Annotated in this window: 19 protein-coding genes; 4 read left to right on the plus strand and 15 right to left on the minus strand. The window is 70.3% G+C overall.

The genetic code is table 11. From position 1 onward, the window contains the following. Positions 1-5: 5 nt before the first annotated feature. Positions 6-938, plus strand: coding sequence for a hypothetical protein (locus C8E84_RS05250; RefSeq protein ID WP_159900088.1), 933 nt, complete (start codon positions 6-8; stop codon positions 936-938). 121 nt (positions 939-1059) lie between these two features. Here C8E84_RS05250 and C8E84_RS05255 read toward each other — a convergent pair whose 3' ends face one another. The 9 genes from C8E84_RS05255 to C8E84_RS05290 all read right to left on the minus strand — a co-directional run bounded on the left by C8E84_RS05255 (position 1060) and on the right by C8E84_RS05290 (position 8824). After that, the gene (locus C8E84_RS05255; protein WP_159900090.1) at positions 1060-1839 is read right to left on the minus strand and encodes a TSUP family transporter; all 780 of its coding nucleotides are present in this window, start codon (positions 1837-1839) and stop codon (positions 1060-1062) included. 7 nt (positions 1840-1846) lie between these two features. Beyond that, the gene (locus C8E84_RS18335; protein WP_281348916.1) at positions 1847-1978 is read right to left on the minus strand and encodes a hypothetical protein; all 132 of its coding nucleotides are present in this window, start codon (positions 1976-1978) and stop codon (positions 1847-1849) included. Next, the gene (locus C8E84_RS05260; protein WP_246196798.1) at positions 1921-2601 is read right to left on the minus strand and encodes an HAD family hydrolase; all 681 of its coding nucleotides are present in this window, start codon (positions 2599-2601) and stop codon (positions 1921-1923) included. The genes C8E84_RS18335 and C8E84_RS05260 overlap by 58 nt, the downstream gene beginning before the upstream one ends. Further along, complete coding sequence (locus tag C8E84_RS05265) at positions 2598-4367, minus strand: proline--tRNA ligase (RefSeq protein WP_159900092.1); 1770 nt, start codon at positions 4365-4367, stop codon at positions 2598-2600. Before C8E84_RS05265 ends, C8E84_RS05260 begins: the two co-directional genes overlap by 4 nt. A gap of 187 nt (positions 4368-4554) precedes the next feature. Beyond that, a complete protein-coding gene (locus tag C8E84_RS05270; RefSeq protein ID WP_159900094.1) occupies positions 4555-5349 on the minus strand; it encodes a sulfite exporter TauE/SafE family protein in 795 nt (264 codons plus the stop codon). Between the two features lie 16 nt (positions 5350-5365). Beyond that, complete coding sequence (locus tag C8E84_RS05275) at positions 5366-6268, minus strand: GNAT family N-acetyltransferase (protein ID WP_159900096.1); 903 nt, start codon at positions 6266-6268, stop codon at positions 5366-5368. An 86-nt stretch (positions 6269-6354) separates the two neighbouring features. Beyond that, the gene (locus tag C8E84_RS05280; protein ID WP_159900098.1) at positions 6355-7200 is read right to left on the minus strand and encodes a GNAT family N-acetyltransferase; all 846 of its coding nucleotides are present in this window, start codon (positions 7198-7200) and stop codon (positions 6355-6357) included. Positions 7201-7281: 81 nt separating this feature from the next. Continuing rightward, the gene (gene ispG, locus C8E84_RS05285; RefSeq protein WP_159900100.1) at positions 7282-8442 is read right to left on the minus strand and encodes a flavodoxin-dependent (E)-4-hydroxy-3-methylbut-2-enyl-diphosphate synthase; all 1161 of its coding nucleotides are present in this window, start codon (positions 8440-8442) and stop codon (positions 7282-7284) included. Positions 8443-8659: 217 nt separating this feature from the next. Continuing rightward, a complete protein-coding gene (locus C8E84_RS05290) occupies positions 8660-8824 on the minus strand; it encodes a hypothetical protein (protein ID WP_159900102.1) in 165 nt (54 codons plus the stop codon). A gap of 237 nt (positions 8825-9061) precedes the next feature. Between C8E84_RS05290 and C8E84_RS05295 the strand changes: the two genes are divergently transcribed. Then, positions 9062-10144: a lipase family protein gene (locus C8E84_RS05295; RefSeq protein WP_159900104.1), complete on the plus strand. Its 1083-nt coding sequence runs from the start codon at positions 9062-9064 to the stop codon at positions 10142-10144. 287 nt (positions 10145-10431) lie between these two features. Next, positions 10432-13350: an ATP-binding protein gene (locus C8E84_RS05300; protein ID WP_159900106.1), complete on the plus strand. Its 2919-nt coding sequence runs from the start codon at positions 10432-10434 to the stop codon at positions 13348-13350. 41 nt (positions 13351-13391) lie between these two features. Here the strand turns inward: C8E84_RS05300 and C8E84_RS05305 are convergent, their stop codons facing one another. The 6 genes from C8E84_RS05305 to C8E84_RS05325 all read right to left on the minus strand — a co-directional run bounded on the left by C8E84_RS05305 (position 13392) and on the right by C8E84_RS05325 (position 18679). Then, entirely contained in the window at positions 13392-13928 is a 537-nt protein-coding gene (locus C8E84_RS05305) for a GNAT family N-acetyltransferase (RefSeq protein ID WP_159900108.1), read from the minus strand. Between the two features lie 276 nt (positions 13929-14204). Continuing rightward, positions 14205-14336, minus strand: coding sequence for a hypothetical protein (locus C8E84_RS18635; protein ID WP_484549346.1), 132 nt, complete (start codon positions 14334-14336; stop codon positions 14205-14207). Between the two features lie 255 nt (positions 14337-14591). Next, on the minus strand, positions 14592-15956 hold the full coding sequence (locus tag C8E84_RS05310) for a M50 family metallopeptidase (protein WP_246196799.1): 1365 nt from the start codon (positions 15954-15956) through the stop codon (positions 14592-14594). Continuing rightward, on the minus strand, positions 15953-17173 hold the full coding sequence (dxr, locus tag C8E84_RS05315; protein ID WP_159900110.1) for a 1-deoxy-D-xylulose-5-phosphate reductoisomerase: 1221 nt from the start codon (positions 17171-17173) through the stop codon (positions 15953-15955). The genes C8E84_RS05310 and dxr overlap by 4 nt, the downstream gene beginning before the upstream one ends. Before the next feature lie 2 nt (positions 17174-17175). Continuing rightward, positions 17176-17523 carry a barstar family protein gene (locus C8E84_RS05320; RefSeq protein ID WP_159900112.1) on the minus strand — a complete coding sequence of 116 codons (348 nt, stop codon included), beginning with the start codon at positions 17521-17523 and terminating at the stop codon, positions 17176-17178. Between the two features lie 82 nt (positions 17524-17605). Next, positions 17606-18679 (minus strand): DnaB-like helicase C-terminal domain-containing protein, encoded by a 1074-nt coding sequence (locus C8E84_RS05325; RefSeq protein ID WP_246196800.1) that lies wholly within the window; start codon positions 18677-18679, stop codon positions 17606-17608. 128 nt (positions 18680-18807) lie between these two features. Here C8E84_RS05325 and C8E84_RS05330 point away from each other — a divergent pair, with 128 nt between their 5' ends. Continuing rightward, on the plus strand, positions 18808-19782 hold the full coding sequence (locus C8E84_RS05330) for an IS5 family transposase (protein ID WP_159904451.1): 975 nt from the start codon (positions 18808-18810) through the stop codon (positions 19780-19782). The last annotated feature ends 74 nt before the right edge of the window (positions 19783-19856 follow it).

The raw sequence follows: 19856 nt of genomic DNA on the forward strand, positions 1-19856 counted from the left end.
AGGGGATGCCGGAGCCGCCGCGAGTCCCTCGACGACAGCGCCGTCGGGATGCCGTCGCGGCCTCGGCGGAGTTCGGCGGCGTCCTGACCTTGCACAGGCTGGGCGAGCTCGGGTTCGACCACGCAGCGATCGCTCGTGAGGTCGACAACGACCGGTGGCAACGACTCGGCACGCACACGGTCGCGCTGCACACCGGCCCCGTGAGCCACGAGGCACGTCGGTGGCGTGCCGTGTGGGAGGTCGCTGAAGGTGTCGCACTCGTCGACGGGGTCAGTGCCCTCTTCAGCGCAGGCCTGGAGAAGTACACCGAGGATGCCGTTCACGTCTCGGTCCCGCGTGGCGCACAGTGCCCCCGTGTCGACGGGGTCCGAGTGCACAGAGTGACGCGTCGAACCGGCGAGTCGTCGTCGGGAGGGCTTCCCCGGACCCGGGTCGAGGTGGCCGCGCTGAGAGCCGCTGCCTGGGCGAGGAGCGACCGGCAGGCAGCCCTCATCCTGTGCATGGTCGTGCAGCAGAGACTCACGACCGGCGAGCGGCTGTTGTCGGCGTTCGCCACGGTGCGCAACCGCGGGCGTCGGCCCTTCGTGCGGCAGGTGCTGCGTGATGTCGCCGACGGGGCGCAGTCACTCGGCGAGCTGGACTTCACCGAGATGTGCCGTCGTCACGGAGTTCCCGAACCCGAACGACAGGTGTTGCGCCGGACGGCCCTCGGGCGGGTGTACCTCGACGTCAGGTGGGCCGGCAGCCGACTGGTCGTGGAGATCGACGGCTCCGGGCACCGCGTGGGGCTGGCGCTCACCGACGACAACCTCAGGCAGAACGAGGTGTCCCTGGGAGACGACACCGTGCTACGGATCGACCTGATCGGCCTGCGCGTCCACGAGGCAGCGTTCATGAGCCAGGTGCTTCGCGGGTTGGCGCGCCGCGCCGCCGCCTGACAACCCGCTTCCCCGGCATCCCGGCATCCCGGCATCCCGGCATCCGTCGACCCGATCTCCCTGCGAACGTGGGTGAAAATCGTCGGCTGGACGACGATCTTCACCCACGTTCGCAGGGACGTCACCAGGCGCCGAGCAGGTCTCCTGCGATGCGGATGATGAAGGACCCGACGACGACGATGAAGACGACCCGCACGAAGCCGCTGCCCTTCGCCACGGCGGTCCGGGCGCCCACGTAGCCGCCGAGCAGGTTCGCCACCGCCATCACGCCACCGACGACCCACATCACGTGACCGCCCGGGATGAAGACGGTCAGGGCCCCGAGGTTGGTCGCGAAGTTGGCGATCTTGGCCTTGGCCGAGGCCTCGAGGAAGGCGTAACCCATCAGCCCGACGAGGGCGAACACCATGAACGAGCCCGTTCCCGGCCCGAGTGCGCCGTCGTAGACCCCGATGACGAAGCCGGTGAGCATCGCGAAGACGGAGTGCCGCCTCCCGCTGAAGCGCAGCGCGGTCGCCTCGCCCAGCGACGGCTTGAACAGGGTGTACGCGCCGACCGCGATGAGCAGCACGAGGATGATCGGGTAGAACGCCGCCTTGGGGATGTGCAACCCGATGAGCGCTCCGACGACGGCGCCGACGTAGGCCACGCCGGCCATCGGCAGGGCGGTGCGAAGGTCGGGCTTGACCCGTCGGTAGTACGTCACCGAGGACGTGGCGGTGCCCCAGATCGAGCCGAACTTGTTCGTCGCGAGGATCTGCGCCGGCGTGGCCCCGGGCACCCCGAGCAGCAGTGCGGGAAGCTGCACGAGCCCACCCCCACCGACGACCGCGTCGATCCATCCGGCCAGGAACCCCGCGAGGCCGAGCAGCGCGATGACCTCGACCCCCGGGTCGCTCACGAGCGGGTCACGCGGCCGTCCAGGCGTCGACCAGCTCGAGCACGTCGAGCAGTTCGTGGGCCCGGCCGTCGGGCACGGCCGTCACCTCGACCCGCTGGTTGGCCGGGATGTCGGAGTGCGGGATCCAGATCGCGCGCATGCCGACCTGCTGCGGGCCGTGTACGTCCTCGAAGATGCGGTCCCCACGTACACCGACCGCCGCGGGTCGACGTCGAGCTCGCGGCAGATCGCCCGGAACGCCTCCGGGTGCGGCTTCACGTGGTCGAGCTCGCTGGAGTACAGGTCGGCGTCGACGAGGTCGAGCACGCCGTCACGCTCGAAGATCCCCCGGTGGTACTCGCGGGACCAGATGGTGTTCGAGAGCACCCCGACCTTGATCCCGCGTGCACGCAGCCCCTCCCAGAGCGGCCGCACCTGCGGGTCGGTGTGGGTGTGCGGCTCCCAGAAACCCCGGTAGGCGGCGAGCGCCAGGTGGTGCCGGTCGTGCGCGGCGTCGATCCCGGCAGCCTCGAGGATGTCCGACAGCGCGGCCGAGGTGTGCTCGTCGCGCCCCCTCGTCCAGGCAGCGCTCTCGACCTCGAGGATGCGGTCGGCGAGCCGGTGCGCCTCGTCGAGATCGGCCTGCGAGACGTCCGGGGAGTCGACCCGGATGCCGTGGACCTCACGTGCGAAGACCCGCCACTGCTCGGGCAGGTCGACCTCGTGCCACGGGGTCAGCGTGCCCCCCCAGTCGAAGACGACCGCGTCGACCGGGTGGCTCATGCGCGCCCGATCTCCGCGAGGATCTCCTGCACCGCGGCATCGACGGCGACCTCACGCCGCTCGCCCGAGCGCCGGTCCTTGACCTCGATGACGCCTTGGGCAAGACCACGCCCGATGACGACGATGGTCGGGACCCCGATGAGCTCGGCATCCTTGAACTTCACGCCGGGGCTGGCCTGGCGGCGGTCGTCGAGCAGCACCGACACGCCCTGCGCCTCGAGCGCACGAGTGAGCTCCTCGCCGTAGGTCGCGACGGTCTCGTCCTTGCCGGTGACGACGACGTGCACGTCCGCCGGGGCGAGCGCGCGGGGCCAGATGAGGCCGAGCTCGTCGTGGTTGCCCTCGGCGACACAGGCGACGGCCCGCGACACACCGACGCCGTAGGACCCCATCGTCACGGTGCGCAGCGTGCCGTTCTCGTCGAGCACCTTGAGGTCGAGCGCCTCGGCGTACTTCGTGCCGAGCTGGAAGATGTGCCCCATCTCGATGCCGCGGGCGCTCTCGAGCCCGTGGCCGCACGATGGGCAGGCGTCGCCGTCGCGCACCTCGGCGGCCTCGATGGTGCCGTCGCCCTCGAAGTCGCGGCCCTTGACGAGGTCGAAGACGTGCTTGCCGGAGACGTCGGCACCGGTGATCCACGCGGTGCCGTCGGCGACGCGGGGGTCGAGCAGGTACCGGATGCCGGTCGACTTCTCCAGACCCAGCGCGCCCGGGCCGATGTAGCCCTTGGCCAGCGTCGGGTAGGTCGCGAAGTCCTTCTCCTCGAACGCCTCGACGCGGGCCGGCTCGACCTGGGCGCCGAGGCGCTTCTCGTCGACCTCGCGGTCGCCGGGCACCCCGATGGCCAGCGGCTCACGCGTGCCGTCGGGCAGCACGAGCATGACGACGACGTTCTTCAGCGTGTCGGCAGCGGTCCACTCACGCCCGTCCGCCCGGGGGTGGTCGGCGTTGGCCGCAGCGACCAGCGTGTCGATGGTCGGGGTGTCGGGGGTGTCCTCGACGTGCGCAGCGGGCAGGGAGGTGACATCCACGGCATCCGGCGTCGGCACGCGCACGGCCTCGACGTTCGCCGCGTACCCGCAGTTCACGCAGCGCACGTAGGTGTCCTCGCCGTTCTCGGCGGTCGCGAGGAACTCCTCGGACTTCGAGCCGCCCATGGCCCCGGCCATCGCCTGGACGATGACGTAGTGGAAGCCGAGCCGGTCGAAGATGCGCACGTAGGCGTCGCGGTGCAGCTGGTAGCTCTTGTCGAGCCCGGCGCCGTCGATGTCGAAGGAGTAGGAGTCCTTCATGACGAACTCGCGGCCACGCAGGATGCCGGCGCGCGGGCGGGCCTCGTCGCGGTACTTGGTCTGGATCTGGTAGATCGACAGGGGCAGGTCCTTGTACGAGCTGTACAGGTCCTTGACGGTGAGGGTGAACATCTCCTCGTGGGTGGGGCCGAGAAGGTGGTCGGCCCCCTTGCGGTCCACGAGCCGGAAGACGTTCTCGCCGTACTCGGTCCAGCGGCCACTGGCCTCGTAGGGCTCACGCGGCAGCAGCGCCGGGAACAGCAGCTCCTGGCTGCCGATCGCGTCCATCTCCTCGCGCACGATCGTCTCGACCTTGCGCAGCACCAACAGGCCGAGCGGCAGCCACGTGTAGACGCCGGGGCTGACCCGCCGGATGTAGCCGGCCCGCACGAGGAGCTGGTGGCTCGGGACCTCGGCGTCCGCCGGGTTCTCGCGAAGGGTTCGCAGGAACAGGGACGACATGCGCATGGCCACGGGAGGGCTCCTCGGTGCGGATCGGTCTGGTCGGTCGCCCAGCACGGGCAACCTGCCAAGGATAACGACGTCGGCGGATGCCGTGCGCGTCACCTCCGCGCGCCGCCCGCTCCCCCGGTCGAGAGTAGGCAACACGCCGTCTCGGCCAGCAGGCAGGCGGCGTGTTGCCTACTCTCGACTGGCGAGGTCAGGAGGTGAGGGCGCTCTGGCCGAGGACCAGCACCCCCATGACGAGGACGAACCACCCGAAGCCCTGGCGCAGCCGCTCCTGCGGCACCCGACCCGACAGCAGCGCCCCGCCGATGCTGCCGAGCACGGCCATCGCGGTCACCGCCGCCGCGAGCCCCCAGTCGATCGACACCGACGACAGGTAGCCGGCCAGGCCCGCGAACGACTTCATCGCGATGACGAGCAGCGAGGTGCCGACCGCCACCGACATGGGCAGTCCGCCGAGGAGCACGAGGGCAGGCACCACGAGGAACCCTCCACCGGCGCCGACGAGACCGGTGACGAGGCCGACCACCACCCCCTCAAGCAGCACGAGCTTGACGGGCAGCTCGCGCGCCACGTCGCTGCCCCCAGCGTCACCGGCAGCCGACCCCGACGCCGGCGCGACGGCATCCTGCCCGGCCCGACCCCTGATCATGGCCACCGCCGTCGCGACCATCATGAGCGCGAAGGCGACGAGCAGCACCGTGCCGGGGACGAACTCGGCGATCCGCCCACCCGCGTAGGCCCCGGCCATCGCGGCGGCGCCGAAGATGGCGCCGGTCCGCCAGCGCACCCGTCCGGCGCGGGCGTGCGGCACGAGAGCGGCGAGGCTGGTCACCCCCACGACGAGCAGCGACGTCGCGATCGCCTCCTTGGCGTCGAGCCCGGCGACGTACACGAGGAGGGGCACGGTCAGGATCGAGCCGCCGCCGCCGAGCAGCCCCAAGGCCACCCCGACGAGCACGGCGAGCAGCAGCACCACGGGAGACATGACCCAAGCATACCCCCTAGGGTATGTTGATCGGCACGTCAGTCGCCTCGATCGGCCCCACCTGCTGGTAGCGCGCCCGCACCCCCGAGTCGAGGAAGCCCAGCGAGCGGTAGAGCGCGCGGGCACTCGGGTTGTCGACGTTCACCGCGAGCCACGCCTGGTCGTACCCGGCCTTGCGCAGCGTCCGCAGCGACCGGACGACCAGGTGCGCCCCGAGCCGCTGCCCCCGCCACTCGGGCACCACCCCGACCTGGTCGATCCAGTCGTCGGAGATCGTGACGAACCCCGCCACGTGCCCGTCGTCGTCGAGCGCGACCCGCGAGAGATCCGGGTGGAAGCCGTCGTCCTCCTCGACGGAACTGACCCACTCCTCGTACGGGGTGTCGGGGAAGCCCGGCCGGTTCGCGAACGACCGCGAGTAGGCGGCGTGGAAGAGGTACTGGGTGTCCGCGGTCCACGGGTAGGTGTGCACCTCCGCGGGCCGCACGATGCGCGGGACCTCGACGAGCGGGCGACGCATCACGTGCTCGGCGAACGTGCGCTCGAGGCCGAGTCGTTCGGCGAAGGCATCGGACTCGGGCGACGCGGTCTCGGCGACGAGGCGGATCGGCCCTCCGCCGGCCTGCTCGAGCCACCACGTGAGCACCTGTTCGCCGATCCCCTGCGAGCGCACCGACGGGTGGATCAGCGCCGTGACCGAGCGGGTCGCCGACGCGTCGAGGAAGGCCCCCGCTGCTGCGATCAGGTCACCCGTCTCGTCACGCCCGCCGACCGAGTGTCCGGAGAGGAAGAGCTGGCGCAGCATCGGCTCGGTCGCCAGCAGCGGCAGCCCCCCGTCACGCTCGAGGCAGCACAGGGCCAACTGGGTCAGGGCAGGAAGGTCACTCTCGGTGAGGGGCTTCCAGTCCAGGGTCGACATGCCGGGCTCAACGAACCGGGGCGGCGACGGGGCGGGTGCGGGCTGCGGGAGCCATACCCCCATCCAACCACTGGAGGGACGAGCCGCTACAGCAGCACCGTCGCGAAGTCGCCCACGTCACGGAACCCGAGCCGTCGGTAGGTCGCCCGCGCGGCCGTGTTGAAGTCGTTGACGTAGAGGGTGACCAGCGGCGCCGGGCCGAGCATGACCTGTTCGACGACACTCGCGAGCATCGGCGCCGCCAGGCCCTGACCGCGCAGGTGCGGCGCGAGCCAGACGCCCTGGAGCTGGGCACACCCGAGCGCGAAGCTGCCGATGTCGGTCTTGAAGACCACCTCGCCGTGCTCGACGACGACGTAGGTGTGACCGCGCTGGGCCAGGGCCGCCAGCGAGGCCCGGTAGCCCCGGGAGTTCCCCCGGTAGGGCGGGTAGCCGATCTCGGCGGTGAACATGTGCTCGGCTGCCGGCAGGACGAGGTCGACCTCGTCCACGCGTGCCGGGCGCACCCGCTGGTCGATCTGCACCCCCAGCGTCGACGGCAGTCGGTCGGCGACGAGCAGGGGCTGGCGGGTGCGGATCGCTCGCGCGGGCCCCCAGTGGGGCGCAAGGTGCGACCAGAGGCCCTCGACCTCGTCACGGCGCCCGAACAGTGATGCGCAGCGGCCTCTCCAGCGACGCACCCGCTCGGCGATCAGGGCCTGGCTCTCGGCGGTGGTGCCCACCGGGACGACGTTGGCGCTGGCCCAGCACAGCGCGGTGAGCTCACCGTCGACGCGGTGGCCGAGCACGCTCATCAGCGACCCGGTGCGGGCGCCCTCGAGGATGCGCGCCGCCACGAACACACTGCCCGGGAGGTCGCGAGAACACAGGTCCAGGGCGTCGTCGCGGTCAGCGAGCGACAGGGGCCTGATCGGGGAGCGCGTGCGCAGCACCCTGTCAGCGTAGGCGCGACGTGGCCTCGGCCACCGGCTTATCGACCGGAAGCTTGGCCGAGGGGGTCGGTCGCCCGCCGATCAGCCGACGGTGACCGACGGCGCGCCCGCCGACTCCTCGTCCATCGGCTCGCCCATCTCCTCGGCGATGCGCATGGCCTCCTCGATGAGGGTCTCGACGATCTCGCTCTCCGGCACGGTCTTGATGACCTCGCCCTTGACGAAGATCTGGCCCTTGCCGTTGCCCGAGGCGACACCGAGGTCGGCCTCACGCGCCTCGCCGGGGCCGTTGACGACGCAGCCCATGACGGCGACCCGCAGCGGCACGGTCATGCCCTCGAGCCCGGCGGTCACGGCATCCGCGAGCTTGTAGACGTCGACCTGAGCCCGGCCGCACGAGGGGCACGAGACGATCTCGAGCTTGCGGGGGCGCAGGTTCAGCGACTGGAGGATCTGGATGCCGACCTTGACCTCCTCGACCGGCGGGGCCGACAGCGAGACGCGGATGGTGTCGCCGATGCCCTGCGAGAGCAGCGCCCCGAAGGCGGTCGCCGACTTGATGGTGCCCTGGAACGCCGGGCCGGCCTCGGTGACCCCGAGGTGCAGCGGCCAGTCGCCGCGCTCGGCCAGCAGCTGGTAGGCCCTGATCATCACGACCGGGTCGTTGTGCTTGACCGAGATCTTGAAGTCGTGGAAGTCGTGCTCCTCGAACAAGCTGGCCTCCCAGACGGCAGACTCGACGAGCGCCTCGGGGGTCGCCTTGCCGTACTTCTTCATCAGCCGCGGGTCGAGCGAGCCGGCGTTGACCCCGATGCGGATCGACACACCGGCGTCCTTTGCCGCCGCGGCGATCTGCTTGACCTGGTCGTCGAACTGGCGGATGTTGCCGGGGTTGACCCGCACCGCTGCGCAGCCGGCGTCGATGGCCGCGTAGACGTACTTGGGTTGGAAGTGGATGTCGGCGATGACGGGGATCTGCGACTTGCGCGCGATCGCGGGCAGCGCCTCGGCGTCGTCCTGACTCGGGCAGGCCACGCGCACGATGTCGCACCCGGCGGCCGTGAGCTCGGCGATCTGCTGGAGCGTGGCGTTGATGTCGGTGGTCGGCGTCGTCGTCATCGACTGCACGGACACCGGGGCGTCACCGCCGACGGCGACCTTGCCGACCTGGATCTTGCGGCTGACCCGACGGGGGGCGACGACGGGCGGGGGCAGGGGCGGCATACCGAGCGAGACGGACATGACGCAAGCCTAACCGGGGTGCGCCCAGGACACCGGGTCCCCACGAGCAGGGCACCTTCACGGTCGCGCGACAGGTGGCAACCCCTGCCGGCTTGCTCCACGACGGCGTCAAGGGCGACTCCTGGGCCTGTGGGTCTCCGCGTGACTGACGGGCTGGCGGCTCGGCCGACGGTCACGCGACCGTGCACGTGGCACGTGCCCCAACGACCCCGTGGACTCAGGACTCCTCAGTGGCCAGATATGGGTCCGAGATAGCGCTGGTGAATGCCTCGTCGAGGGACCGCACCGCGCGAATGGCCAGGCCGCTGGCGACGACGGTCAGTCCGACGCCGCCGAGCGTGGCGATCCGAAGGATGCGGTATCGGGTGTGTGTGTTGCTCATCTACGTGGTCCTTTCGGTGGTGGCCGATCCGTTGGGGGCCGACCAGGTCACAGCGTGAGCGAGGGCCCTGTCACCGATCTGTCAGCCGGTCGGCCGTGCGTGACAGATCGGTGACGGCCTGGTTCGGGATGCTGCCTGAGGTCAAGAGCACCTCGACGAAAGGACAGCGTTGTGCACGCCCCCTCGACGGACCCCTTCTACGACACACCCGCCTCGATGCCGCGGTGCCGAGGAACCATGCTCCGTACCCGGCCAGTCGTCGTGCCGGGGCTGACCTGCGCAGCCACGCAGGTTGTCCACACCACGGCAGCGACCAACAGCAGAACGATCGCCGTCTCCGGGACCGTCCTCGTTCCCGCCATGTCGTGGCGTGGACCGGGACCTCGGCCGGTCCTCTCGTACGGGGTCGGCGTCCACGGGCTCGGACGCGACAGCGCACCCAGCCACTTGCTCGCGACCGGCCTGGAGAGCGAACTCGCCTTCCTGGAGCGTGCCCTCAGCCGCGGCTGGTCGGTCGTCGTCACCGATGGTGAGGGCCTCGGCCTACCCGGCCCCCACACCTACGGAGCTGGCCGCGTCGGGGGGCGGGCGATGCTCGACATCGTCCGGGCAGCCGTCGCCGGCGTGGACGGAGTGGAGGTCGGCGCTCCCGTGCTGCTCTGGGGGTACTCCGAAGGAGGTCGCTGCGCAGCGTGGGCCGCCGAGCATCAGCCCATCTATGCGCGCGAACTGACCTTGGTCGCCCTCGCGGCCGGTGGAGTCCCGACCGACCTCGCAGCCGTCGTCGAGGCAATCGACGGTGGCCCCTACTCCGGCCTCGGCCTGGCCGTCCTCGTGGGCCTGGCCCACGCTCACGAGGACCCTCGGCTGTGGGACATACTCAACGCGCGGGGCCGAGCAGCCGCCGCGGTGGCCGCCACCCTCGACGTGACGGGACTCGTGGTGTCCCACCCGGAACCGATGGCGACCTGGACGACGCGTGAGCGTCCGTGGGAGGACCCGCTCTGGGCAGCGCTCCTGCGGGCTGAACGCAACCCCGGCGGCACCCCCGAGGTGCCGGTGTACCTCTACCACGCAAAGGGTGACGACATCGTGCCCGCCGAGTTGAGTCGTCAGCTCGCCGCGGCCTACGAAGCCATGGACGTCCACGTGACCCATGTCGAGCTGGACTCCGGGGATCACCTCACCGGTGCCGTTGACGGGGCCGACGCAGCGATCACCTGGCTGGCCGAGCAGCTCGACGCACATCTCGACCTTCACCGCGATCCATTGGCCGGGCCAGACGCGGCCGACGAGCTGATGGCGAGGTCCACGGCATAACCCGGGTCTGTCGGGCACACCGAGGCGATTCCGCGCTCGATCACGATCCATTCCGGGCGTGGACCGTCGGTGAACGCGACCCGCACATCGTGCCGTAGTCCCCGGAATGAGCTGGTGTCGATCCGGTCGTGCATCCACCCGAGCAGGAGTGCGGGGTCGACGCATCGGGGCGCAGGTCCTCGAAGGCCCACCGCGCACCCTCGGTTGGGGTACCTCCAGGTCCTGGCGACCGTGCGGGGCTGACAACCCGGTAGCCGTGGGCCCTCGTCGGGTGGTTCCATGGAAGGGTGCGGATTCGAGTCCTCGGCCCGGTCGAGGTCGAGACCCCAGCTGGCCGGGGACCAGTGACCGGTCAGCGACCCAGGGACGTGCTCGCGGTACTTGTCCAACGGCGCGGGCGCAGCGTCCCACCCGAGGTTCTCCTGGACCTGGTCTGGGGCGACGCTGCCTTGGGTCTCAACCCGACCGCGGTCCACACCGTCGTCGCTCGCCTGCGTCGGCAACTGCCGGCCCCCGACCTCGTCCGGACCGGTAGGGAGGGCTACCTCCTCCCGCCGGAGGTCGATGTCGACGCGGTCGACCACGAGCACCTGATCAGGAGCGCCCGTGACCTGCGCTCGGCCGGGCAGGTCGATGAAGCCGTCCGTCGGTACCGTCGGGCGCTGGCCCTGTGGTCTGGGCCTCTTGCCTACGAAGGTGTCACGGATGAGCTGGTCCTGGCGGAGCGGACGCGCCTCGAGGACGCCAAGGCCACCGCGAACGAGCAGTTGGCCACCCTCCTGCTCGAAGGCGGGACGGTCCCGCATCTTGAGGAGGCGCTGGCGGTCGCGAACGACCTGGTCGGTGAGTTCCCGCTGCGGGAGGGGCCCACCAGGTTGGTCATGCGAGCGGCGTACGCGCTGGGGAGCCAAGCGGAGGCGCTGCGCGCCTATGCCGACCTGCGCGCCCGGCTCCGGGAGGAGTTGGGCATCGATCCCAGCCCCCCGACGCAGGCCCTGCATGCCCAGGTGCTGGCCCAGGCCGAGTCACTCGTGGCGCCCGCTCGCCTCGAGCACCGCCGGATCACCACCGCGATCCCGGTGCCGGCGTCCGAGACCGTAGGGCGGGAGGAGGACCTGGAACGGCTCCGGAGGTGGCGGGAGGCGGGCCACCGGTTGCTCACCCTCGTCGGTCCGGGCGGAGTGGGCAAGAGCCGGTTGCTGCACGAGCTTGGCCGTGAGGTCAGTGGGGAGTTGGTCTACGTCGACCTGTCCGGACTCAGGGAAGCCTCCGCGCAGGAGGTCGCCGCGGCCATCTGCATCGAGTACCGCCTCGGAGCGGCCGGCCCGGACCCGGTCGCCACCTTGAGCGCCGCGCTGACCCGGGCCCACCTCACCGTGCTCGTCGACGAGGCGGAGTGGTCGTCCACGGCCGTGGCGACGATCGCGCGGGTGCTCATGGAGCATTGCCCCGGCGTGTCCATGGTCATCACCTCACGCACCCCGCTGGGAGTGCCGGGCGAACGGCTCGTACCCGTCGAACTCCTTGACTGCCCTCAATCGGGCGAGGCAGGTGCCCTGGCCCGGACCCTTCCCGCCGTTCGCTTGCTGGAGGCACGGTTGACCGATCGCGCGCCCGGGCTCCTCATCACCGACGACGACGGCGACCTGCTCGGCCAGATCGTCCGTGACGTCGACGGACTCCCGCTCGGCATCGAACTCATCGCCGGACAGGCCGCGACCCGCTCTTTGACCGAACTCAGTGAGCTCACCTCGCGCCGCCTCGACGTCGAGGACGACCGGGCCACGGGCACTGATCGGCATCGCTCACTGCGCGCGCTCGCGCAGTCCGGGATCGACCGACTCGGGCCTGCCGAGCGCGCCACCTTTCGTGGCGTCGGCGTCTTCCGCGGATCCTTCACCGCGGACGCCGCACGAGTCGTGGTCGGAGACGCCGCCACGGACCACATCCTGCGTGCGCTGGCCCGCGACGCCATCATCCAGTTGGACCGGCGCGGCCCTCGGGTGCGGTTCCGCCTGCTTCGCACCATGCGCGACCTGGCGCTCGAACTTGTCGCCGAGACCGGTCCGGACGAGCTCGCCCGTCTGCAATCTCGCCATCGCGAGTGGTATGCCGATCGTTGGCGAGGTGTCCCCTTCCACGACGAGATGCTCAACGAGGTCCAGGACGGATTCGAGGACTACCTCCACGCCTTGGAGAACGCTCTCGCGTGCCGTGATGCACACAGCGTGGCCGGGCTCGGGGTAACTCTGGGCTGGTACTGGCTGTTCCACGAGGCAGCGACCACGCACTGGCTGGATCGCATCCTGCGCTCGAGCCTGCTCGGTCCCGCCGACCACGCCAAGATCGCGCTGATGCAGCGCTCCCTCAACGAATCGCTGACGCCACACGCCACGGCGCCCGACGCAGCAACGACGAAGGCCCTACTCGCCGACGACCCCGAGTGGGCCGTTTGGGCCGGTCTCGTCGAGAGCATCGGCGCGTACGTCGTCGGCGACGTCGACACCGCGCTCCTCGAGGCTGAGGCTCTCCTCGAACCCGCGGCTACCACTGCCGCCCACGCCCTACCCGAAGTCCTCGCCACCGTGGCCGTCATGAGAGCCACTGCTGGACGGCACGACGCTGCGCTGACGGCGGCCGAGGAGGCTTGGCACCTCATCGGCTCCTCGCCCGGCGTCATTCAACTCAGTGCCGTGGTCGCCAAGATCGGTCTCGCGCTGCTCGACGCAGGGCATCCATCACGGGCGCTCGCGATCCTCACGAAGGCCATCGACGACGCCGATCGGCGGTTGGGAGTCGAGCCCAGCGGCAGCTTGCTTCTCAACGCCGGCTGGGCAGCCCTGGACTGCGAGGTCCCCGAGCAAGCGGCATATTGGTTCGACCGCGCACTCAACGAGAGCCCGCGCGTCGTGCAGTGCTTCCTCGCCGAGGCAGCATCCGGGGCATCGGCCACCCTGTGCCGATTGGGCGTCCCGGGCGCGCGCGGGCACAGTGCAGCCGCCGCTGAGTTGTGCCGCCGGCAAGGTGTACCCGTCTTTCCCCGGCTGACGGCAGCCGTCGATGCCGCCGCCACGTCGACAGGGGGTGCGGACGGAGACCTGGAGGGAGGTCAAGACGTGAGTCGCTGGGTCGCCGTGCGTGACGACGAACTCATCGCCCCGATCTGTGAGGCGATCCAAGCGGTCCGGCAACGGACCCGGCCCTGATTCGAGTCAGGGCCGGGTCGTGGCCGCCGAACCGGCCCCAATCAGCCTGCCCGAACAAGGGTGCCGTCGGCCGGCTCTCGCGTACGCAGGTGGGCGAGCAGCCGCGAGACCGGGATCCACAACTGTTCCGGGTCGTCGACGTTGGTGAGGACTCCAGCTTCTGCCAACGGCTTTCGCGCGGGGTCGTTGTCACGTCGGACGCAGAAGAAGAGGAACTCGACACCGGCCAGGGCAGCGGTTTCCGTGACGGCCTGCATCAACGCGCGACCGATGCCGCGCCGGTGATACGCGTCCACGACCTCGACGGCGACATCCGCGCGCTGGGGGTGCGCGGCATACCTGACCCAGCGACCGATACCCACGGCCATGCCGTCCACAGACGCGACGAACGCCTCGTGGCGACCCTCTTCCTGCGCGGTCAACTGCTCGACCATCAACGTGGTGAGGCGTGGCAACGGCGCGTTGAACCTCAGGAAGCGAGATTGGGCTGAGAGCCCGTCGAAGACCTCGATCAGCGCTTCGACCTCGCCGGCTCGCAGTGGTCGCACCGACGGTGCACTGGGGTGGGTGGTGGGCATGACGTTCCTCCGATGAACGATTGCCCACAGGGTTGCTCCACGGTCTGACGCCAGCCTGTCGCAGACCTGACACGGCGCTCCACCGCACCGCGCGTTCACTGGTTTCCAGGTCGAAAACTGCCGTGTCGATCGCATCCAGTCATGCGGCAATTCCCCGTTGTCGCGATGCAGCGAAGACTGCATGGTCTCGTAACGACCGCGTCGCAGAGATCGGCCCTTTCGGTGGTGTGGTGGAAATCCCCCGAGCGGTCGGAAGGCGCTATCTCCGCTATGCGGTCAACGAAGAACGCTCTTATGCACCCTGCCTTGGGGCTGGACGTTATGGAGGCTTCCGTCCGGGCCTGTGCATCGAGCTCGGTATCGCGTGCTGGGCAGGCGTGCGATCTGCCCGAATCCGCGCTTGATCAATGCAGCCCAGGCAGGCCAACCAGCAGATCACAACGCGTGCAGTAGCCGCCGCGCACGCGGCAGCACACCGTGGGCTCGGGCATCGTCGAGGTCCTCGCGAGCAGAAGATGTGAGAGTTCTCTGATCCTCGGGGACCCTCGACCCCTTCGGCCCTCGTGCGCTCGACGTGGACCCGGATCGCGGTGCGGGCGGTCGCGGGAGGACTGCCGTTCCACAGCTCGTCAACCAGGTCCTCGGGGCGTCCCGCCCCAGGCGTCAGCCGCCGAGGTTGACCGGCTTGACGAGGTCGGCGTAGATGAGCAGCGCCGTGAAGCCGAGCAGCACCATCGACACGGTGTACGCGACGGGCAGCGCCTTCGCGACGTCGACGTAGCCGGGGTCCGGCCGCCCGCGCAGCTTCGCGATCTGGCGCTTGAGCCCCTCCCACAGGGCCCCCGCGACGTGACCACCGTCGAGGGGGAGCAGCGGGATGAGGTTGAAGATGAAGAGCATGAAGTTCAGCGCGGCGAGCAGGCCGACGAGGAACCAGATCTTGTTCCCCACCCCTTCACCGACGAACGCGTCGTACTTGCCCTCGGTGGCCTCCCCCGCGACCCGGCCCACGCCGACGACGGACATCGGGCTGTCGATCTCGCGCTCGGCCCCGCCGAACGCGGCCTGCCAGACCCCGACCATCCGCGACGGGATGTGGACGATGGCTTCGGCGGTGCGGCTCACGTAGGTGCCGATGATGCCGGGCACGGCCGTGACCGGCTGCTGCACGTACTCGACCGGGGCGGTCGTGCGCACGCCGAGGAAGCCGGCCTCGGTGGTCTGCTCGGTGCCGTCCGCGGTGGTGACCGGCACACCGTCGGCGTCGAGGACCGGCACGACGTTGCGGATCGGCGTCGCCGTGACGGTCAGCTGCTCGCCGTCGCGCTCGAGGACGATCGTCACGGCCTGGTCGACGCGCGGGCGGATCAGGGTGCTGATGTCCCGGGTGTCGTCGATGGGCTGGCCGTCGATGGACACGACCCGGTCGCCGGGCAGGATGCCGGCCGCGAGCGCCGGCGTGTCGGGCTGGTTCGTGCAGGTGGTCGCGTCCCCCGCCTCGGTCACCGGGACGACGCACTGCGACACCGACGCGACGACCGCACCGGGCTGGGCCGTGGCCACCCCGTGCACGGTGACGAGCAGGGTCAGCAGGAAGACACCGATGAGCAGGTTCATCGTCGGGCCGCCGAGCATGACGATGACCTTCTTGGGCACCGACAGCCGGTAGAAGACCCGGTTCTCGTCGCCGGGACGCACCTCCTCCAGGCTGGCCGCGCGGGCCTCGTCGACGAGCTGGCTGAACCGGCCCGTGCTCGACACGCGCACGGTGCCGGGGTCGTCGCCCTTGCGCGGGGGGAACATGCCGATCATCCGGATGTACCCACCCAGCGGGATCGCCTTGACGCCGTACTCCGTCTCCCCCCGACGGCGCGACCACATCGTCGGGCCGAAACCGACCATGTACTGCGTCACGCGGACCCCGAAGCGCTTGGCCGGCACGAGGTGCCCCACCTCGTGCAGGGCGATCGAGGCGGCGATCCCGGTGGCCATGAAGAGCACACCGAGAAGGAAGGCGAGCGTGCTCAACGGTTCTCCTGGATCTGGTCGTCGTCGACGGCGATGCCGATGAGGTCGGCGGCGCGGTGACGGGCCCACCGGTCGGCGGCGAGCACTCCCTCAACGCTCGAGGCGTCGAGTTCGCTCCCAGTGTGCGCCTCGACGACGCGTTCCACCGTGTCGACGATGTCGGTGAACGAGATCACCCCGTCGTGGAAGGCGTCGACGCACACCTCGTTGGCGGCGTTGTACACGGCCGGGAAGGTGCTGCCGGCCTCGCCGACCCGGCGGGCGAGGCGCACGGCGGGGAAGGCGTCGTCGTCGAGCGGGTGGAACTCCCAGCTCTGGGCCAGGCTCCAGTCGCACGGTACGTCGACGTCGGTCAGCCGCTGCGGCCAGGACAGCCCGAGCGCGATCGGCACGAGCATGCGCGGCGGGCCGAGCTGGGCGATGGTCGAGCCGTCGTGGAACTCGACCATCGAGTGGATCTGCTGCTGCGGGTGCACGACGACGTCGATGCGGTCGAAGGGGATGTCGAAGAGCAGGTGGGCCTCGATGACCTCCAGCCCCTTGTTGACCAGCGTCGCGGAGTTCGTCGTGATGACCCGCCCCATCGAGAAGTTGGGGTGGGCCAGCGCCTGCTGCGGGCTGACGTCGGCGAGCTCGGCGCGGCTGCGCCCGCGGAACGGGCCACCGCTGGCCGTCACGACGAGGCGGCGCACCTCGTCGGCGCGCCCGCCGCGAAGGCTCTGCGCGATGGCGCTGTGCTCGGAGTCGACCGGCACGATCTGGTCGGGCGCGGCGGCCGCCTTGACGAGCGGCCCCCCGATGATCAGCGACTCCTTGTTCGCCAGCGCCAGCACCGAGCCCACCTCGAGGGCTGCCAGGGTCGGCCGCAGACCGATCGACCCGGTGATGCCGTTGAGCACGACGTCGGCGCCACACCCCGCGGCGATCGTCGCGGCATCCGCGCCGACCACGACATCGGTCACGGATGCCGGCCGGCCGGCATCCGCTGCCGCCGCGGCGATCGCGGCGCGAACGTCCTCAACCTGGCCGCGTGCGACACCGACGAGCGGCACGTCGAACTCGACGGCCTGACGTGCGAGCAGCTCGACGTTGCCCCCGGCGGTGAGGGCGGCCACGGTGAAGGCCCTCGGGTGCGCGGCGATGACCTCGAGGGCCTGGGTGCCGATCGAGCCGGTGGAGCCGAGGATGGCGACGGAGCGGGAAGTCACGGGAGCCATTGTCAGCGCTCGATGACACTGACGTGAAACCGGGGATGGGCCAGGGCCACCTCGCCGAGCACCCCGTTGAGCTGGGCCGCCGCGAACGGGTCCTCGCGCTGGAGGGCCAGGACGCCGTCGACGACGAGTTCGGCCTCCCCCTCGTCGTGCCGGGCGAGGTGGTCGAGCAGGTCAGCCAGGGCGTCGAGGTTGCCGCCGAACCACGCGGGGAAGTCCAGGGCGTCGGCGAAGGCCTCGAGGGTGGCGGTCTTGGTCTCCCCCGCGACGACGAGACGCACGACGCGACCGCGCGCCACGGCATCCGCGACGAGGGCGTCGACGTCGACCGGCGGCCGGAGGTGGCGGATCACACCCCCATCCTCCCCCGACTTCTTGCGCTCCAGCCACCTGCCGCCCCGACGGATCCGGTGGCTGGAGTGCACGACGTCGCGATCAGGTGGTGAAGATGCGCTCCTCGATGAGTCGTTCGGTGACGACCCGCGCTTGCGGGTGGAAGCGCCCGTGCTCGAAGTCCTTCTCGACCTCGAGCTCGACGTGCCCGAGCCCGTGCCGGTTCTTCTCGACGGTGATGACGGCCCAGCGCCGGAAGCGCTGCACGCTGCCGAGGTCGTAGACCAAGTGCTCGCGCGAGACGATGTTCTCCTTGCTCGACAGGATGAGCACGAGGTCGGCCTCGTAGGCCAGGGCCGACGAGCCGCGCAGGTCGCGGGTGCGCATCCGGTGCCCGGCACCCAGACTCTCGCGGTCGGCCGCGGAGATGCACACGACGGGGCACTCGAGCTCGAGCGCCATGTCCTTGAGCGTCTCGGTGACGACGGTGACCCGCGCGACCTCATCGCCCGCCACGCCGTCGAGTGGCACCTTCTGGAGGTAGTCGACCATGACCATCGGGGGCTCGTCGGCCTCCTCGCGCACCTCCACCAGCACACGGGCCACCTCGGCGGGGGTCGTGTCGCTCGTCGACTCGTGGAGGTGCAGCCGTGGTGCGTAGTCGAGCACGGCCGCGAGGGCGTCGGCGCCGTACGGGATGCCGGCGAGCGCCTCGGCGAGGCCGCGGCGGTCGGGGTCGGGCGCCTCGAAGACCGCCCGGACGGCATGGACGTCCGCGGCTGCCGCCGGGTGCTGGCCGGCCTCGACGGCCAGGCCCGACGCCTCGAGGGCGATGAGGCGCTGGATGAGGGTTCCTGCCTCGTGCTCGAAGGAGAAGACCACCGCGTGGCGGCCGGTGCGCACCGCGTTGCGCACCATCTGGAGCGCGATCGTCGTCTTGCCCGACCCCTCGCTGCCCCCGAGCAGGACCAGCTCGCCGGAGCGCAGGCCGCCGTCGAGCGTGGCGTCGAGCAGGTCGAACCCGGTGGGCCAGACCGTCGCCCCGGGTCGCGCACCGCGGCGCAGCGACGCGTCGGCCTCGTCGAGCAGGTCCTGCACCGAGCGGCGGCGGTCGACGTGGCGGGCGCTACGGGTGGCCGGGGCAGCGGCATCCGGGCTGTAGCTCATGGAGGACATGACACCACTGACGCGCGGCTGCGCGTGACGTTTCGGCGGGCCACGTCCTAGGGAATCACTGATTTTCTCGGCTGGCCGGGGCGTCTTCGGCCTTGGTGGGTGGGGTCCCGGGAGAATGGGGTGTGGATATCGATCAGCCCAGTTTCACCGACATTGAGTACGGCAACCGGCGGCGTGTGTCGCGTCGGGAGAAGTTCTTGGAAGCGATGGACGCCACGATCCCGTGGGCGTCGTGGGTGGGGGTGATCGAGCCGTTCTACTACGCGGATCGTGCGGGTAAGCGGGGCCGTAAGGCCAAGCCGGTGGAGACGATGCTGCGGATGTACCTGCTGCAGGTGTGGTTCTCCCTGTCCGATGAGGGCGTGGAGGACGCGGTGTACGACTCGTACGCGATGCGCCGGTTCATGGGGTTGGACTTCGCGGTCGAGCAGGTCCCGGACGCCACGACGCTGCTGCACTTCCGGCACTTGTTGGAGGAGCACCACCTCGGGGAGAAGCTGTTGGCGGCGCAGAACGAGGTGTTCGCGCAGCAGGGCTGGATCATGCGGGGCGGGTCCATCATCGACGCCACGATCATCGCGGCGCCGTCATCAACGAAGAACGCCACCGGCACCCGCGACCCGGCGATGCACCAGACGAAGAAGGGCAACCAGTGGCACTTCGGGATGAAGGCCCACATCGGCGCTGATGCCGGGACCGGGTACGTCCACACGGTGACCGCGACCGCGGCGAACGTGCATGACCTGGACGAGGCGGTGCACCTGGTGCGCGCCGATGACGAGGTTGTGTACGCCGACGCCGGGTACCAAGGAGCTGCGAAGCGGCCCGAGATCGCCGAGAACGAAGACCTGTCACAAATCACGTGGCAAGTCGCCCCACGTAAAGGGGTGCTCAAGACGATGCCCGAGCATGACCGCGCCGTGGCATCACGCCAGGCGTCGGTGCGGGCCAAGGTCGAACACCCGTTCCTCATCGTCAAGCGTGACTTCGCCTTCACCAAGACCCGCTACCGCGGGATCGCGAAGAACCTCAACCACCTCAACGTGTTGTTCGCCTCCGCGAACTGGTTGATGCGCGCCAGGGCCGCCGCCCTCATGGGGTGACGGCCAGGCTTCAGCCTGCCCGCAACCGCTAGAAACACCCCGAGACCCGGGGGTCAAGAGCCCAACCCACCGGG

The sequence above is a fragment of the Ornithinibacter aureus genome (assembly GCF_009858245.1).
GTDB lineage: Bacteria > Actinomycetota > Actinomycetes > Actinomycetales > Dermatophilaceae > Fodinibacter > Fodinibacter aureus.

Bases quoted from the DNA above. Each gene is read 5' to 3' on its own strand.
- C8E84_RS05250 (WP_159900088.1), top strand. From the start codon at position 6: ATGCCGGAGCCGCCGCGAGTCCCTCGACGACAGCGCCGTCGGGATGCC.
- C8E84_RS18335 (WP_281348916.1), bottom strand. From the start codon at position 1,978: ATGCGCGCGATCTGGATCCCGCACTCCGACATCCCGGCCAACCAGCGG.
- C8E84_RS05260 (WP_246196798.1), bottom strand. From the start codon at position 2,601: ATGAGCCACCCGGTCGACGCGGTCGTCTTCGACTGGGGGGGCACGCTG.
- C8E84_RS05270 (WP_159900094.1), bottom strand. From the start codon at position 5,349: ATGTCTCCCGTGGTGCTGCTGCTCGCCGTGCTCGTCGGGGTGGCCTTG.
- C8E84_RS05275 (WP_159900096.1), bottom strand. From the start codon at position 6,268: ATGTCGACCCTGGACTGGAAGCCCCTCACCGAGAGTGACCTTCCTGCC.
- ispG (WP_159900100.1), bottom strand. From the start codon at position 8,442: ATGTCCGTCTCGCTCGGTATGCCGCCCCTGCCCCCGCCCGTCGTCGCC.
- C8E84_RS05290 (WP_159900102.1), bottom strand. From the start codon at position 8,824: ATGAGCAACACACACACCCGATACCGCATCCTTCGGATCGCCACGCTC.
- C8E84_RS05295 (WP_159900104.1), top strand. From the start codon at position 9,062: ATGCTCCGTACCCGGCCAGTCGTCGTGCCGGGGCTGACCTGCGCAGCC.
- C8E84_RS05305 (WP_159900108.1), bottom strand. From the start codon at position 13,928: ATGCCCACCACCCACCCCAGTGCACCGTCGGTGCGACCACTGCGAGCC.
- dxr (WP_159900110.1), bottom strand. From the start codon at position 17,173: ATGGCTCCCGTGACTTCCCGCTCCGTCGCCATCCTCGGCTCCACCGGC.
- C8E84_RS05325 (WP_246196800.1), bottom strand. From the start codon at position 18,679: ATGTCCTCCATGAGCTACAGCCCGGATGCCGCTGCCCCGGCCACCCGT.